This window comes from Parapedobacter sp. (assembly GCF_053550995.1).
In genome coordinates this window covers 1-17343 of sequence record NZ_JBMQOC010000001.1, presented here as the reverse complement: position 1 = coordinate 17343, position 17343 = coordinate 1, and the positions used below count along the sequence as shown (strand labels likewise).

General features: G+C 50.6%; 14 protein-coding genes. All 14 read left to right on the top strand.

Annotated features, from left to right (window positions below):
* A partial coding sequence (locus tag ACO1NT_RS00070; RefSeq protein ID WP_449046250.1) for a DUF2723 domain-containing protein occupies window positions 1–2321 on the top strand: 2321 nt, incomplete at its 5' end.
* The gene (locus tag ACO1NT_RS00065) at window positions 2318–3358 is read left to right on the top strand and encodes a WD40/YVTN/BNR-like repeat-containing protein (protein WP_449046248.1); all 1041 of its coding nucleotides are present in this window, start codon (window positions 2318–2320) and stop codon (window positions 3356–3358) included. The genes ACO1NT_RS00070 and ACO1NT_RS00065, both read left to right, overlap by 4 nt.
* Window positions 3359–3416: 58 nt before the next feature.
* Window positions 3417–3854, top strand: a complete 438-nt coding sequence (gene parS / locus ACO1NT_RS00060; protein ID WP_449046247.1) for a type II RES/Xre toxin-antitoxin system antitoxin — start codon at window positions 3417–3419, stop codon at window positions 3852–3854.
* A 2-nt stretch (window positions 3855–3856) separates the two neighbouring features.
* Window positions 3857–4321, top strand: coding sequence for an RES family NAD+ phosphorylase (locus ACO1NT_RS00055; protein WP_449046245.1), 465 nt, complete (start codon window positions 3857–3859; stop codon window positions 4319–4321).
* A 139-nt stretch (window positions 4322–4460) separates the two neighbouring features.
* On the top strand, window positions 4461–5012 hold the full coding sequence (pyrR, locus tag ACO1NT_RS00050) for a bifunctional pyr operon transcriptional regulator/uracil phosphoribosyltransferase PyrR (RefSeq protein ID WP_449046244.1): 552 nt from the start codon (window positions 4461–4463) through the stop codon (window positions 5010–5012).
* A 31-nt stretch (window positions 5013–5043) separates the two neighbouring features.
* On the top strand, window positions 5044–5982 hold the full coding sequence (locus ACO1NT_RS00045) for an aspartate carbamoyltransferase catalytic subunit (RefSeq protein ID WP_449046243.1): 939 nt from the start codon (window positions 5044–5046) through the stop codon (window positions 5980–5982).
* A 154-nt stretch (window positions 5983–6136) separates the two neighbouring features.
* On the top strand, window positions 6137–9172 hold the full coding sequence (locus ACO1NT_RS00040) for a tetratricopeptide repeat protein (RefSeq protein ID WP_449046242.1): 3036 nt from the start codon (window positions 6137–6139) through the stop codon (window positions 9170–9172).
* A gap of 14 nt (window positions 9173–9186) precedes the next feature.
* Window positions 9187–11673: a tetratricopeptide repeat protein gene (locus tag ACO1NT_RS00035; RefSeq protein WP_449046240.1), complete on the top strand. Its 2487-nt coding sequence runs from the start codon at window positions 9187–9189 to the stop codon at window positions 11671–11673.
* 80 nt (window positions 11674–11753) lie between these two features.
* The gene (locus ACO1NT_RS00030; RefSeq protein WP_449046239.1) at window positions 11754–13430 is read left to right on the top strand and encodes a hypothetical protein; all 1677 of its coding nucleotides are present in this window, start codon (window positions 11754–11756) and stop codon (window positions 13428–13430) included.
* A 57-nt stretch (window positions 13431–13487) separates the two neighbouring features.
* Window positions 13488–14552, top strand: a complete 1065-nt coding sequence (locus ACO1NT_RS00025; RefSeq protein WP_449046238.1) for an SPOR domain-containing protein — start codon at window positions 13488–13490, stop codon at window positions 14550–14552.
* A 44-nt stretch (window positions 14553–14596) separates the two neighbouring features.
* On the top strand, window positions 14597–15295 hold the full coding sequence (locus ACO1NT_RS00020) for a MotA/TolQ/ExbB proton channel family protein (protein ID WP_449046237.1): 699 nt from the start codon (window positions 14597–14599) through the stop codon (window positions 15293–15295).
* Between the two features lie 37 nt (window positions 15296–15332).
* Window positions 15333–15743, top strand: a complete 411-nt coding sequence (locus ACO1NT_RS00015) for an ExbD/TolR family protein (protein WP_449046235.1) — start codon at window positions 15333–15335, stop codon at window positions 15741–15743.
* Between the two features lie 62 nt (window positions 15744–15805).
* Window positions 15806–16627: an energy transducer TonB gene (locus ACO1NT_RS00010; RefSeq protein WP_449046234.1), complete on the top strand. Its 822-nt coding sequence runs from the start codon at window positions 15806–15808 to the stop codon at window positions 16625–16627.
* 31 nt (window positions 16628–16658) lie between these two features.
* On the top strand, window positions 16659–17343 hold a 685-nt coding region (locus tag ACO1NT_RS00005), incomplete at its 3' end, for a bifunctional folylpolyglutamate synthase/dihydrofolate synthase (RefSeq protein WP_449046233.1).

The following is a 17343-nucleotide window of genomic DNA, read 5'->3' as shown; positions in this document are numbered from 1 at the left end:
TTCAGTACCTGGTCAAGTTCGCTGCGTATGCCGACCTGTTTTTCGTCAACACACTGGGCTTTGGCTTCGGTGCCGGGGCGGTGGCATTCGCCGTTTTGCTGGTCGGCGGTATTGCATACGGCATCTGGTACGCCATGCGAAAGGCAAAACCCATACTTCACCTTGCGCTGGTATGTTTCGGGGTGATTATTTTTGGCTACGGTTCGTTTGCGATGGTACTCATCCGTGCCAATGCTAACCCTTCCTTGAATAATAGCCAACCCGACGATATGTTCTCTTTTCTGTGGTATTTAAACCGCGGGCAATTCGGTAGTGAACCATTGGTGAATGGACCGTATTTCGATTCGCAGGTAACGGCCATTGAACACGGGCCTAACGAGTATCGCAAGGGGCAGGAAAGGTATGCGGTTTCGGGTACGGCAGACCAGGCTGTTCACGACCGTACTACTTTTTTACCACGTATTTATAGTCACCGGGATAACCACCCTGCGGGCTATCGGCTGTGGCTTGGACTAGGGGAGGGTGAGCAACCGCAGTTTATGGATAATTTGCGGTTTTTGGCTACTTACCAGTTGGGCCATATGTATTGGCGCTATTTTATGTGGAATTTTGCTGGTCGGCAAAACGACGCGGAGGCCCGTTTCGCGGGGCAGACGGAAGGTAACTGGATAAGTGGTGTCAAGCTCGTGGACCAATGGCGGCTGGGCGGGCAGGATGCATTGCCGGAGACGGTCCAAAGGGACCCCTCGCGCAATACGTACTATTTCTTGCCCTTGGTCTTGGGGTTGATCGGGCTGGTATGGCAAGTCCGGCGAAGCCGTAAAGATGCCGCTGTCGTTGGCTTATTGTTTTTCTTTACCGGCCTGGCTGTCGTACTTTACCTGAACCAGCCGCCCCTCCAACCCCGCGAACGTGACTATGCCTACGTAGGCTCGTTTTACGCGTTCGCCATCTGGATAGGCATGGGGGTGGCCGGTCTTGCAGAAATGCTGCGCAGCCGCTTCCGGGCAGGTATTGCTGCCCCCATGACGGTGGTTTTCGCAGGAATGATGGTGCCGGCATTGTTGGGCTACCAGAATTGGGACGACCACGATAGGTCGGACCGCTACATGGCGCGTGATATGGCCCGTAATTACCTGGAGTCGTGCGCACCAAATGCCATCCTGTTTACGTACATCGATAACGACACTTTTCCACTTTGGTATCTTCAGGAAGTAGAGGGGGTACGGACGGATGTGCGCGTCATCAACCTCAGTTTGCTAGGAATGGATTGGGCTGTTGACCAATTGAGGCTTCTGGTCAATGATGCGCCGGCGTTACCCCTGACCCTCGAAAACCGCCAGTACGTAAAAGGTACGCGTGATTACCTGTATTACCATGATTATGGGATCAAGGACTCGGTGGAACTGGAGAAAATCCTGGCCCTGCTCCTGTCGGAGAATCCCGCCGATCAGGTGGAGTACGCTGACGGGTCATCCCGTAATTTCCTGCCGACAAAGCGGTTCAAGCTCGCTGTAGATCGGCAGCAAGTGATAGCCAACCAGGTTGTACCACCAAAATGGCAAGATAGGGTGGTCGACACCATGGTATGGACCTACAACCAGGATATCGTTACCCGGGCCGAGCTTGTTATGATGGATCTATTGGTGCACAACGATTGGGAGCGGCCGGTCTACTTCGCCTTCACCGTTCCGGAAAGCCAGCGATTAGGGCTTGAAGATTACCTGGTGTCTGAAGGCTTTGCGCTGCGACTCATGCCGATCGATGCGCGGCCTGGTGGGGAAGTGGGGAGCCGATTGGTCAACACCGACGCAACTTATGACGCCCTTATGCATAGTTATCGTTGGGGCAATATGAAAGATGCCGCGTATTTAGACCCTACCTCCCGCGGCATGGTCGCAGAAACGGTTACGATGTTTTCCGATACGGCGGAAATGCTGATTGCCGAAGGAAATATGGATGCCGCCCATGAGGTGGTGAACCATGCTGTATCTGTATTGCCCGAGCCAATCCGCCAAACGGATATTGCCGTACGGTATCCGGCATTGGCCGACCAGCTTTACGCGGTGGGTGAAACTGAAAAAGCCAATGTGCTCGTGGATCGCAATCGTCGGTTTTTGGCCGAGCGGCTTGCTTATTATGCCAACATTGCCGAAACACATCCATTGGGGCAGGCCGAGCGGATGGGGCTTAGAGACAGTCTATACGCCTTGCAGGAATTTGCCCATACCACCGCGGAACGCGGTGAGGAAAAGCGGCATAAGGAGCTACAAACGTTGCTTGATGGTTATTGGGAATTGTTTTTCGGAGGGCAGGCATGAGGCTGGTATGGCTGATTGTGTCAATTGGTTGGGCAATGGGCAGCCACGCGCAAGACAAGATATTGAGGGTGCTTGAGGAAGGCAGGGAAACGAGCTTGCGGGGCGTGTCGGTCGTCGATGATTCGGTTGCATGGGTGAGTGGGAGCAATGGGTGGATAGGACATACGATAGACAGGGGAGAGACATGGCATTGGATGCAGCCCGAAGGTTACGAAACGACCGATTTCCGGGATATCGAAGCATTTGCCGGCGACACTGCTGTCGTCATCAGTGCCGGTTCACCGCTGGTTATCCTCCTCACCGAAGACGGTGGGCGCACCTGGCGGGAAACGCAGCGGGATGAACGACCCGAGGTTTTTTTTGATGGCATGGACTTTTGGGATCGCCATCATGGCATCGCTTATGGTGACCCCATTGGGGGCGTATTGCAACTATTGGAAACGAAAGATGGCGGCGCCAGTTGGCAATCATTGAGCCAAACGGCAAACGTGCGGTTGTCGCTCGGCGAGGCCGGCTTCGCTGCCAGTGGAACCGGTATCCGGTCGCTGGGAGACGGCCATGTATTCGTCGCCACAGGGGGAAGCCGCGCACGGTTGCTCCATTCGGAAGATTATGGGCGCACATGGACGGTGCGCGATTGCCCCATTACCCATGGTGCCGCATCGAAGGGTATATTTTCCATTGCGTTTCGAGACCAACGGCGGGGTGTCGCCGTGGGAGGGGATTACCAACAGGATGGACAGGCAACCGACGCCGTATTCCTTACGGAAGATGGCGGCGGGTCATGGTTCGAACCACGAAAAGGGACACGGGGATATCGTTCGGCGGTGGAATACCTCGACCACGATACACTGATTGCTGTGGGGACATCGGGTGTGGATATTTCGTTCGATGAGGGCCTGCACTGGCGCCCCTTGTACGACGGTTCCTTCCATTCGGTGCGGAAAGCGAAGAAAGGTGTCTGGCTGCTGCTGGTGGGTGCCGGGGGACGCATCGCTACCTTTTCGCCCCATCCGCCAGGCATTGCCGAAAATTGACGGAAGATTTTGCGAACCGAAATATTTGTCGTATCTTCGAGTAACAAAAGACGTAGTCATGAAAAACATTCGATACGACAAACCCGATTTACCTACCCGAGATCCCTTGGTTGCCGCCGAGCCTGCGGTCCTATACGTCTCGTCGGCCAATATAGGCTCTTTTGCCGTTTCGAAGTTTGAGGCCCTCTCCAAAAAGCTATCGTTTACACAGCAAGAGTGGGCCGATGTGCTGCATATCAGTGATCGAACATTGCAGCGTTACCTCAAAGACCATAAGCCCTTTGAAGGCCTGCACGCAGAGCACCTTCACCAAATCGATGCGTTAGCCAACATCGGGCACTCGGTTTTCGGAAATGCGGCGCGTTTTGAAGCGTGGCTTCGCGCACCGAAAACTGTTCTTGGTAAGGAAGTTGGTTTTGAAGCGCTCCGGTCATTCGGTGGTGCCCAGCTTATCGTCGATGAGTTGGGCCGGATGTTGCATGGTGTGTACAGCTAACAATGACAGTATACCGATTAGCTTACCATGGCTACGTGGAGGATTTGTCGGGTATTGGCGCGCGACTATATGGTGGTCGGTGGAACCCGAAAGGAATGGCGTGCCTCTATACCAGTGTGCACATTTCATTGGCGCTGCTCGAAAAATTTGTACATGCGCGAGGTCGGGAAGATATGGCTGGCTTGATGCTGTTATCCGTCGAACTGCCAGACCATGATGACCTCGTGTACCATGTGGACGAATCGCGGATGGTAGATGGATGGATGAATGATATAGATTATTCGCAGTGGTTAGGCGAACAGCTCCTTGTGGACGAGGCGTTTGTCGCGTTTTCGGTGCCTTCGGCAATTATGCCGCTTGAGCGGAACGTTATTATCAACCCGCAAGCCCGCCATTTCGACGCAGTGAAATTCCATAAGCCAACTCCGTTCGATATCGACGGAAGGCTAATGGATCGACTGGTTTAGCGCGCAAAAATATCTAGGGCAACCGCATTTGAGTCTTAAATGCGGTTGCCCTGAAAAATATCCCGTTCCGGACGACAAGTCAAAAAAATATAGTAGTTTTGCGTCCACATTCCGTATCCAATTTGAAAGTTCAGCTCAGATGAAACGATCCATATTATTGGAAGGCCAGAAGTTCCAAATCACCATCCAGCGGCTGTGCCACCAATTGATAGAAAACCACGTTGACTTTTCCGACTCCGTGATCGTGGGTATCCAACCACGAGGTGTCTACCTTGGGCGGCGTATCGTCGAGGAATTGCAGCAGATACCGGGCCTGTCGGATATTGCCTACGGCGAACTCGACATCACTTTTTTCCGTGATGACTTCCGCCGGAAGGACACGGGTCTATTGGTACCCAGTAGCACCAACATGGATTTTATCGTGGAGGGGAAAAAGGTCATCCTGATGGACGATGTACTGTGGACGGGCCGCACGATACGTGCTGCCATGGATGCCTTGCAGGCTTTCGGTCGCCCAGCGAAGATCGAGCTGGTGGTATTGGTAGACCGCCGGTTTTCGCGGCAGTTACCGATTGAACCAGATTATATTGGTATTCAAGTAGATTCCATTGACTCCCAGCGGGTAATCGTGAATTGGAAGGAGGTGGACACGTATGACCGGATAGAATTATTGACAGAAAAGGATAGCTAGCAACGTCAAATGAAGGCGCTTTAATTAAGAGATGACAGCATCAATCAGGCAACTCAGTACCAACCACCTGCTGGGGATTAAGGATCTCCAAGCAACCGATATCGAGCTTATTTTCGAAACAGCTGACAATTTCAAGGATGTGCTTAACCGGCCGATCAAAAAGGTCCCGTCGCTGCGCGATATCACCATAGCCAATGTGTTTTTTGAAAACTCGACGCGGACGCGGTTATCTTTTGAATTGGCGGAGAAGCGGCTGTCTGCGGACATCGTTAATTTTGCAGCTTCGTCATCGTCGGTAAGCAAAGGCGAAACCCTGATTGATACGGTAAACAATATCTTGGCGATGAAAGTGGATATGATCGTGATGCGCCACCCGTATCCAGGCGCCGGGGTTTTTCTCAGCAAGCATGTGGATGCGCAGCTGGTGAATGCAGGGGACGGTGCCCATGAACATCCTACGCAAGCACTGCTCGATGCGTTTTCGATCCGCGAGCGCTTGGGCGATGTGGCGGGAAAGAAGATTGCCATTATCGGTGATATCCTCCATTCGCGTGTGGCATTGTCGAATATCCTATGTTTGCGCAAATTGGGCGCAGAGGTGATGGTATGCGGACCGACCACCTTGATACCGAGATACATCGAGTCATTGGGTGTTAAAGTTGAATATAACTTACTCAGTGCGTTGAGATGGTGTGACGTGGCCAACATGCTCCGTATCCAATTGGAGCGCCAGGATATAGCTTACTTCCCATCGTTGCGGGAGTATTCGATGTTATATGGGCTGAATAAACAACTGCTCGATTCGCTCGACAAGGAAATCACCATCATGCATCCGGGGCCCATCAACCGCGGGGTTGAAATCACCAGCGATGTTGCCGATAGCGGCCATTCCATTATTTTGGACCAAGTGCAAAACGGCGTGGCTGTACGGATGGCTGTGCTTTATCTCCTTGCCGGCAAACGCGGGTAGGGAGGCACAGGGGGTGTTATCAACATATGTGGACAACTTTTGAGGAAAACTTCTCGGTTTCCCGTTAAATTAGCGGGTTAAATTGGGAAGGGTATATATTATGGCCCCAACTTTGCGTGGGATTGAAGGAAAAACAGTAGCATAATTTGAAGGCATGTTTAATCGGATTTATCAGTTAATTATCACATTCAGTTTAGTGGCATCGGTTGCTGTAGCGCAACAAAGTGCTTGGCAAGAGGTTAACCAAGCTTACAAAACGGGGATGGAGTTGTATGAAAAAGGGAAGTATGCCGCGGCTGCGAAACATTTCGATCAGGTGGAGGCGATCCGGATAACATCGACCTTGCAACAGGATGAGCATGTCGAGCTGACATTGTTGAAGGAAAATGCGCGGTTTTACCAGGCGATATGTGCGCTGGAACTGGGAGAATCGGATGCCGAAAGCCATTTTCTACGATATATCAAAGATTACCCGGCGAGTGCGAACTCAAAGGCAGCGTATTTTCAAGTAGGCCGATCGTACTTCGCCAAAAAGGATTATGCGCAGGCACTCGAATGGTTCACCAAGTTGGACAGCCACAACCTGGCAGGGCTGGAAAGCAAAGAATTCCGGTATAAGATGGCATATTCCTTCTTTATGACCGATGATTACGCTTCGGCCAAGCCGCTTTTTGAACAATTGAAAGATGAAGGCGGTATCTACCAAGAGGCATCCATTTATTATTATGCTTACTTGTGTTACCTGGACCGTGAATTCAAGACAGCACTGGCCGAATTTGAAAAACTGAAAGGATCTAAGACGTACGAAGCCACCTATCCATATTACATTACGGCGCTCTATTACCTCGATAATCGTTATGACGATGTGCTGGATTACGCGCTGCCGATCCTGGAACGTACAGATCAGGTACATGAAACGGATATGTTCCGTATCGTTGCCGCAACATATTTCGCGAAGAACGATTTCGACAAGGCGTCGGCGTACTACGATAAGTTCCAGGCCGGAGACCAAGGCAAGACCCAGAATAACCAAGATAGTTACCAAATCGGTTACATTGCCTATAAGACGGGCGATTATGAGCGGGCCATTGCAGAATTGGAAAAAATGGAAGAACCCGATGCATATTATCAAAGTGCCATGATTGCGCTGGGTGATGCATTTTTGAAGACCGGCGATAAGCAAAGCGCACGCAACGCATTTTTCAAGGCTTCGAAGCTCGATTTCGACCCGGCCTTGAAGGAAGAAGGGCTGTTTAATTATGCCAAGTTATCATCCGAGCTGGAGTTTCATCAGGTGGCTTTGGATGCTGCAAAAGAATATCTGGATACATACCCCAACACCGCACGGCTGGAAGAAGCGAAAACGCTCTACGCGGAAACGTTGTTGGGAACAAGCAATTACCGCTCTGCGGTGGATATTCTCGAATCAATCGATGACCGTGGCCCCGAAGCGGATGCTGCTTACCAACGGGTTACCTATTACCGTGGACTTGAATTCTATAACGAGCGTGCCTTTGAGAATAGCATCTCCCTTTTTATGCGTTCGGAGAAATACCCTATTGATCCACGTGTTACAGCGCTAGCCACCTATTGGAAAGCCGAGGCCATGTACGAAGTGCGCAAGTATGGCGAGGCTGTCCAGTCATTTTCAAGATTCCTGCGGCTGCCGGCAGCCCGCGAAACGGAGGTATACAGCTATGCAAACTATGCACTGGCTTATGCGGCTTTCCGCAACAACAGCTTTAATACCGCTGCCAATTATTTCGAACGTTTTTTATCCACTGGCGGCAAGGCCATTGAGCCGAATGTGCGCAACGATGCCATTGCCCGTCTCGGTGATTCTTATTTTTCGATGCGCAATTACAGTCGGGCCATGCAATATTACGACCGCCTGATTAACAGCAAGGCACAAAGCCAAGACTATGCGCTTTTCCAGCGGGGAATCATCCAGGGATTACAAGGCAACAATGCGGCGAAACTCAGTACATTGCATTCCGTTGTAGAACAGTTTCCGAATTCCAATTATGCGGATGATGTGGCATTTGAGGTGCCATATACGTACTTCACCATGGGAGACTATGAAACGGCCATTAGCGGTCTCCAGCAGATGATAGAACAATATCCACGTAGCAGTTATGCCCCCCGGGCGCTGATGACCATTGGACTTGTGCAATACAACAACGATAATACCGAAGGGGCCATGGCTACCTTCAGGAAAGTGGTGGAGGAACATTCGACCACCGACGAGGCACGGCAGGCGTTGCGTTCCATTGAGAATATTTACCTGGAACGTGGCGATGCATCCGCATACATCAACTATGCCACTAGTACGAACATCGGTGACCTTTCAAAGGCCGAGCAGGATGACCTTGCCTTCCAGGCCGCCCATACACTGTTCGCCCGTGGCGAATACCAAGCATCTGTTGAGGCCATCAATGCATACTTCGATAAATTTCCGAATCCGTTACGGGAAAAGCATGCTCGGTATATCCGCGGCGTGAGCTACTACCGGACCGGCCATCCGCAGGAAGCGTTGCACGACCTCAACATCATACTTAACGATTGGACCAGCCAGTATACGGAAAACACGTTGCTGACCGTATCCGAGTTGTACTTGGGACTTAAAGAATACAACGAGGCCATTGTGCATCTGAAGAAATTGGAGCTTACCTCCGAGTACAAGGCAAATTATGGTTATGCGGTGAATAACCTGATGGTTTGTTACTATGAGATCGGCGATATGGAGCAGGTGATCAAGTATGCAGAGTTAATAAAAGGCTATGACCGCTCATCCGAAGAAGATATCGCGAAAGCGCACCTTTACACCGCCCGGGCGCTGATGCAAAAGGGCGAGGACGCGACTCTGGCGTCGAAGGAACTCAATCTTGCGGCACTGAAAAGCCAAACGGTTGTAGGAGCCGAAGCTCGGTACTGGGCAGGTCAGTTGCAGTATGAAGCGGGTGAATATGATAAGGCCATTGAATCTGCATTTGATGTGATCAATAACCTCGCCTCCTATGAATATTGGGTGGCCAAGAGCTTTATCCTGCTTGCGGATGCCTATGCCGGAAAAGGCGATGATTTCCAAGCGAAAAGCACGTTGGAGAGTATCATAGAAAATTATGAAGGGGAAGATGATATCATCCCGTCGGCTAAGGAACGGTTAGATAAGCTCAATAATAAGGGATAGGAATTTAACGGGCGATGATAAGGCAAGAATCGATCGGCTACAAGTATTTGCTTACCGGAGTTTTTTCGGTCTTACTCGCTGTAGGTTATGCGCAGGAAGAAGGAAAGCAGGATCCCGTTACCATTGATTCGATCGACGTGGTGCGTGACTACCGCCCGATGTTGGAGGACGCGGTAAAGATTCGACGAAGCCCGGATATGGACCTCGACAGGCAAGCGCTTGAGGCCGATCTGCGTTGGATCGTAGCCACCGCCTATTTCGTGAAAAACGAATTCAGAAAACCCTACTACGGGAAGTTGCTGGAACGGCATCGGGAGGCAACGCCGGATAATATAAATAACTACCGGATAGGCTATATGGCCTACGAAAATGGCGAATACGAACGGGCGTCCACTATTTTGGAAACGTTAGCGCCATCGGATGCCTTTTACCAAAGTTCCGTGATTGCTTTGGGCAATATTTTCTTGAAGACCGGGGATAAACAACGGGCGCGGGGCGCCTTTGCCAAGGCATCCGAACTGGATTTCGACCAGGGACTGAAGTTGGATGGGCTGTTTAATTATGCCAAAATTCTATTTGAATTGGATTCCCCTCAGGTTGCCTTAGAAGTTGCCCGTGAATATGCTATACAAGCACCGCGGGACACCGCCGCGGATGTTGGGAAAAAGGAAACACCCGAAACCCTGTTGGCTGAAATCTTGTTGGGTACCAGTAATTTCGAGGCAGCCGTAAATATGCTGGAATTATTCGGTAACAGGGATGGGGAGGCTGATCGGGTTTACCAAAAGGTAGCCTATTACCGCGGATTGGAATTCTACAACGAGCGGGCATTTGAAAACAGTATTTCCCTATTTATGCGGTCGGAAGAATTTCCCATTGATCCGCGGATAGCGGCGCTGGCCACCTATTGGAAAGCCGAAGCCATGTACGAAGTACGGAAATACGGTGAAGCCGTGCAGGCATTTTCCCGTTTCCTAGGGATGCCGGCGGCACCCGGAACCGATGTGTATGTCTATGCCAATTATGCCTTGGCTTATGCGGCTTTCCGCAGTAATAATTTTAACATAGCCGCCAAATATTTCGAGCTTTTCTTATCTACCGATAGGCGTTCGATGGAAGGCAATATGCGGAATGACGCCATGGCGCGGTTGGGCGATTCCTATTTATCCCTACGCGATTACGGTCGGGCCAACCAATGTTATAACCAGTTGATAGACGACCAAGCCCCCAACCAGGATTATGCGCTGTTCCAGCGGGGTATTATCCAGGGATTGGAAGGCGACAATCAAACCAAAATGAATACGCTCTACTCGGTAATCGACCAATTCCCCGGTTCGAATTATGCCGACGACGTGGCTTTTGAAATACCGTATACCTATTTCACGATGGGCGACTACGAAACAGCGATAGATGGATTGCAGCAGATGATCGAAAAATACCCCCGCAGCAGTTACACCCCCCGGGCGCTGATGACGATCGGTCTGGTGCAATATAATCAGGGAGATAATGAAGCGGCCATGGCTACATTCAACAGGGTCGTGGAGGAATATTCGACGACCGATGAGGCTCGCCAGGCGCTGCGCTCCATTGAAAACATGTACTTGGACAGTGGCGACGCGTCGGGATATGTCGACTATGCAACGAACTCGAACCTCGGCGACCTGAGTGATGCAGAACAGGATAACCTGGCCTTCCAAGCGGCAAACACACTGTTTGCCCGGGAACAGTACCAGGCGGCCGTGGAAGCCATCAATGCTTATTTCGATAAATTTCCCAATCCCATCCAGGAGAAACACGCCCGTTACATCCGCGGGGTGAGTCTGTACCGCACCGGCCATCCGGAGGAAGCGCTGCACGACCTGAATATCATCCTAAACGACTGGACGAGTAAGTATACCGAGAAAACGCTGCTTGCAGTATCGGATCTTTACCTTGGGTTGGAACAATATAACGAAGCGATTGTACACCTTAAGAAACTGGAGATTACATCCGAATATAAAGCCAGTTATGGTTATGCCATAAGCAACCTCATGGTGTGTTATTATGAAATAGGCGATACAGAACAAGTACGCAAGTATGTGGAATTGATCAAAGCGTATGAGGAATCCACTGAAGAGGACATCGCCAGGGCCCACCTATATACCGGCTATGTGCTATTGCAAGAAGGTAATTCAGCGAAGGCGGCCAAGGAGATTAATCTTGCAGCGTTAAAGAGCCACGCAGTGGTGGGGGCTGAGGCACAGTATAACGTTGCCCGGCTCCAATATGAGGCCAAACGATATGACAAGGCAATCGAAAGTGCCTTTGACGTGATCGACGACAGGTCATCGTATGATTATTGGGTGGCGAAAAGCTTTATCCTGCTTGCAGATGCATATGCGGGCAAAGGAGATAATTTACAGGCAAGGAGCACCCTGGAGAGTATCATTGAAAATTACGAAGGTGAAGATGATATTATCCCGGCGGCCAAAAAGCGTTTACAGAAGTTTAACAATAAGTGATAGGAATTTTACGGATGATGATCTTTCAGAAATCGCAACGATATAAGTCAATATTTACCGGCATTTTATGCGGCGTGGTAATGGTTGGATATGCACAAGAGGAGGAGCAGCAGCGGGAAGAACCACCTGCAACCATCGATTCCATTGATGTGGTGCGCGATTACCGGCCGATACTGGCGGATGCGGTGAAAATCCGGCAAAGCCCGGATATGACCAACAAAAGGCGATACCAACCCGACTTTAATTATGGTATCATCGATAAAAAACTCGACATCAATACCGGTACGAAGCAGCTGACGATTCAGGAGATGCCGTTTTCGGGCAACCGGGCCTTGACCAATAATTACGCGAAAATAGGTGCGGGTAATTTAGGGACGTTGTTGGGCGAGGTTTACCTGAGTTCGGATTACTGGGTAGATACCCGCTTGGGGGGATACGTAAAGCACTTGAGCCAGGAGGGAACATTCGAAGGACAGCGGTTTTCGTCACAACACATCGGCGTTTTCGGCCGCACGGTGTATGGACCCGTCACGTTGGATGGCGAAGTGGGTTTCAAACGCTACGGTACCCGGTTTTATGGCACGGTGGCAGGCACTGACGGGATGCCGCTGAATGTAGACCCAGCCACCCAGGCATTCAACGATATTTATTTTACCGGTGAAATAACCAGTAATTATGAAGATGGGAATACGGATGCTTTTGATTATTCAGTGAAGGCCGATGCGTACGCATACGGCAACACCTATGATACGAAGGAGAATTCATTCGCATTGGCGGGTTACATCAATAAACAAGTGAACGCGTTTAACGTGGGCCTCCATGTTTCGGGCGATTTCACTACCGTGAAAGACGCGTCTTATAGCCTTGCTAACCATATCGGCCGTGTTAACCCATATATCCGGTTCCAAGGGCCTAATTACAACATTACGCTGGGGGCTAATTTCGTCGCGGAATTCGGCGACTCGTCGCGTACCAATATATTCCCGTCTGCTGAGGTGGATTTTGCACTGATCCCGAAATTTGCACACCTTTTCGGCGGAATCACTGGCGATGTCAACAAAACTTCTTTCAAAGCGTTGACACGTGAGAACCCTTGGTTGGCGGAACTCGGTACGACGAACGGCATACGTAATTCGGTAGACCGTATGAATATATTCGGCGGTATAAAAGGGAATGCGGGAGCGACGTTTGGCTATAAGGTAAAGGCATCTTATCGCCGTATCGAGAGTATGCCGTTTTACGCCATAGCGCCGGGGACGCCGTATAAATTTAACATGTTGTATGAAGATGGCGAAGACGCGAGTACCGTCATCGGGTTGGAAGGAGAGTTGAATGTACGCCTCTCGGAAGTCGTGACGGTTGGGGGCCGCGTGAACTTCAATGAATTTGATCTGCAGGAACAAGAAGAGGCTTGGTATACGCCCAAAATGCGACTGGCGGCCAATGCCCGCTTCAATATCAGCGATAAACTTTATATCGATGGTGAACTTCTGTTCCAAGGGCAGACCTATGGGCTGGTGCAGGATACGGATATCGACCTGTCCGGTTATGCAATTACCGAGATAGGTACGACCGGTATGCGTAAAACGACTATTCCGTCGTTCGCAGATATCAGTGCAGGCGCTGAGTATCGTGCCACAGACCGTATCGGGGTGTATGTACGGTTGAATAACATGGTGGGAACGAATTATGAGCGCTACCTGTTTTACCCCCGGTTGGGCATGAACGTGATCGGTGGTGTTAATTTTTCATTTTGATGTTCTGCCGCTAAGGTGGTAGCTTTGTAGGGCTTGGTTGAGTAAGGAAGTGAGTATATGAATTTGGGTGTGAGTATAGCGAATTTGTTGAGGAGGTATCCGGCGGTCGGCGTACCGGGCATTGGCGTGTTCAGGAAAACCCATCAGCCCGCTTCATATGATACCGAGAAGTCGGCCTTCCTTCCCCCGATAGATTACATAGAGCTTGTTGAAGATCAAGCAGGGGTGTTTCAATTGACGACCTACCTCGAGGCACAGGAGCGACTGGATGCCGCTGCAGCGGAAGCGATGCTGGAAGATGCGGTGGCAGCGATCATGGACACCATCAGCCGGAATGGTGAAGCATGGTTGGATGGGCTCGGTTACTTGCTTGCCGACGGCGCATCCTTTATATTCAAACCTTTTGAAATTGATGGATTCGCGGCGATGCCGATTACTGCGCAGCCGCCTGCAGCCAGCGTCGTCGAGGATGTTGTAACGCCGGTCGATGAGGTAGTGACTGTCCCCGACGAGACTGAGCTCTCCGTCGATATGGTGGCGGCGGAGCCAACGGGACAGCCGTCGGCGTTGGAAGAAGTTGCGGGTGGGGATAGCAGCGGAAAACGGTATACGCCGTGGATTATTGGGGGGGTGGTAGCAGCGATGTTGATTGCCGTGGTAGCGATTTGGAGCTATCAACGCGACCGGTTTGGTGGAACGTCTACTGAACGAACGACAGGGATTGACAATCAGGCTATCCTTTCAACCGCAGCCGAAGGAACGACCGAAATGGTTGAAGTCGCCGAGGACTCCACCGCAAGCGATTCAAACGCCGTGGTTGCCGGGGGTGACCCCATCCCGGTAGATAGTGTGCCGGTGACGAGCACGCCACCATCCAAACCGTCGGTAACCTATGAAATTATCGTCGGATCTTTTGCCACCATGCGGCAGGCCGATAAATTTGTTGCCGAAATGAAAGCAAAAGGATACGACCTCCAAGCTATTGACAGTAAGATGCCGGGCAACCGCAAGAAAATCAGTTGGGGCTCTTATGCCACGGAAGAGGAAGCCTACAAGGAGCTGGCTCGGGTACAGAAAACCTTTGAGCCAGGTGCTTGGATAGCCAAAATAGTGCATAATTAACGATTACATATATATAGAACAACAGGAAAATCATACAAAAATTTATGTCACTTTTACAAGACACCATTTATCCGCTTGATACATTAGCGGGGGCAACGCAGCAGACGGTAGAACTCGCAAACGAAAAAATCAGCCTTATCGGATTGCTTTTCAAGGCAGGGTGGATTATGATCCCGCTTTTGCTTTTGCTTTTCGCTACACTCGTCATCTTTATCGAACGTTACATCACGATAAAAAAAGCGTCGAAGTACGACCCGAGCTTGATGTCGCACGTCAAGCAGATCGTGCTCTCCGGGGGGTTGGATTCCGCTTTGTCGGTATGTAGAGCAAGCAATAGTGCATTAGGCAGGATGCTCGAGAAGGGACTGCTGCGTATTGGCCGACCTATCAAAGATATCGAGGGTGCTATAGAAAACATCGGTAAGCTGGAGGTTGCTCGGTTGGAGAAGAACCTCAACCTATTAAGTATCATCGCGGGTGTGGCCCCGATGTTGGGTTTCGTGGGAACCATTTTCGGGGTGATCATCATCTTCAGGGATGTGGAAGCGGCAGGAGGTATTGATATCGCCAGTGTGTCGGGAGGTCTATATGTAAAGATGATTGCCTCAGCGGCCGGGCTGACAATCGGTATCTTGGCATTTGCCGGCTACCACTGGTTAAATACCATGCTTGAGCGCTTGATTCTTCGCATCGAGACGGATGCCATCGAATTTGTTGACTTATTGGATGAACCCGGCTCATAAATCCTGGTGATGAGACCATAAGAAAGGTGATTGACGAATGAACTTAAAAGCGAAGCGAAATAGGTCGGAAGTAAGGGTTTTTACGGATTCCCTGAACGACATCATGTTTTTTTTGATGTTGTTTTTCCTGTTGGCATCTGCGGTTTCCAATCCGCAAGTGGTGAAGCTGCTGCTGCCGCGTTCGAGTGCCGGTGAGCAATCCGTTGCCAAAAAAACGATAACGGTATCGGTTACACAAGACTTGAAATACTACCTCGACAAAGCGGAAGTGCCGTATGATAACTTACTGAATGCAATACAGGCATATGTGCAACCGGGTGAAGAGCTCACCATTATGCTCTATGCCGATAGTACCGTGCCCATCCAAAATGTGATTTCGGTTATGGATATTGCCAACAAACTGAAGATACGGTTGGTGCTGGCTACGGAACCGTTACCTGAACAATAGCGGATTTGTGGAATTTGACTAGGTAAAGCATCCTATAGGAAACGTAAAGATAAGGAGATAAGATGGGTTATTATCATTTACAAGAGGAAAATAACTATCCCAAGGCACTGTGGATATCCGGTGGCATCATGGGCGGATTGTTGATTCTCAGTTTCGTGATCATGATCGGATCGGCTTTTCCAGATATTGGAACGGGGGGCATCATCGTGAACTACGGGACTTCGGATATCGGGATGGGCGATGATTATATGACGGTTGACGAAGCATCTACGGACCCCAATGCCAATAATGTGCGGCCGGATAAAATCGATCCGCAACAGGAAATCCAGGAGACACCGTCGCAACAAGTCACGGAGCAGCGTGTAGCTACCCAGGATATGGAAGATGCACCTGCTGTGGTGGCAAATGAAGCTAAAAAGGCCAATGCTGAGGAAGCAACGGCTGAGAAGGAAGAAAGTAAGCCTGCTATCAATCCCAATGCATTATACACCGGAAAGCGTAATAACTCGACCGGTAGGGGGGATGGTACAGGTGCCGAGGGGGGCAACCAAGGTAGCAACCAAGGCGATCCCTTGGCGTCGAATTACGGTGAAGGTGGATCGGGCGATGGCGATATTGGGCTTTCCATCCAGAATAGGGGATGGGCCGTTCCGCCCAATATCGAAGATAATGGCCAGCAGGCCGGTGTGGTGATGGTGGAAGTACGTGTGGCACGGGACGGCCGGATTACTTTTGCCCGAGTTAGTTTAAAAGGGACGACGCTCACGGATAAGGCATTATGGGACAAGTGTGAGCGCGCGGTAAGAAGTGCGCGTTTTAATGAGATCGAGCGCGCACCGCGGGAGCAACGTGGGCTGATTCCTTTCCGCTTCAAGCTCAAATAAAGGATATTTCACTAGACCTTCGAAATCGGCCATGAATTACGAGGAAGCGGTTGATTACCTCTATGCGCGTTTGCCTATGTTTACGCGCGATGGCGCTTCGGCTATCAAGAAGGACCTTACCAATACCTATCGGCTTTGCGAAGCGCTCGGTAACCCCCAAGAACGGTTCAGGTCGATTCACATTGCAGGTACCAATGGTAAAGGTTCTATATCACACATGCTAGCGGCTATCTTACAGCAATCGGGTTATAAGACCGGCCTGTATACGTCACCTCATTTATTGGATTTCCGTGAGCGCATCCGTATCAATGGTACGATGATCCCGCAGGCCCGGGTGGCTGCTTTTGTCAGTGACCACCAATCGTTGATCGAACAAATCCAACCCTCCTTTTTTGAGGTGACGGTCGCTATGGCCTTTGCTTTTTTCGCGGAAGAGCGGGTGGATATCGCTGTCGTGGAAACCGGGTTGGGGGGGCGGTTGGATTCTACAAATATCATTACGCCCTTGCTTTCGGTGATCACGAATATTGGTCTTGACCATACGGCGATGCTGGGAAATACACTGCCCCAGATCGCGGGTGAAAAGGCAGGGATTATCAAACCGAGCGTTCCTGTGGTGGTGAGCGAACAGCAAGAAGCTGTGGCGGATGTATTCGAGCGCGTAGCGGCTGGGAAGGGTAGCCGGCTTGTGTTTGCATCGGAGCAATGGCACGTAG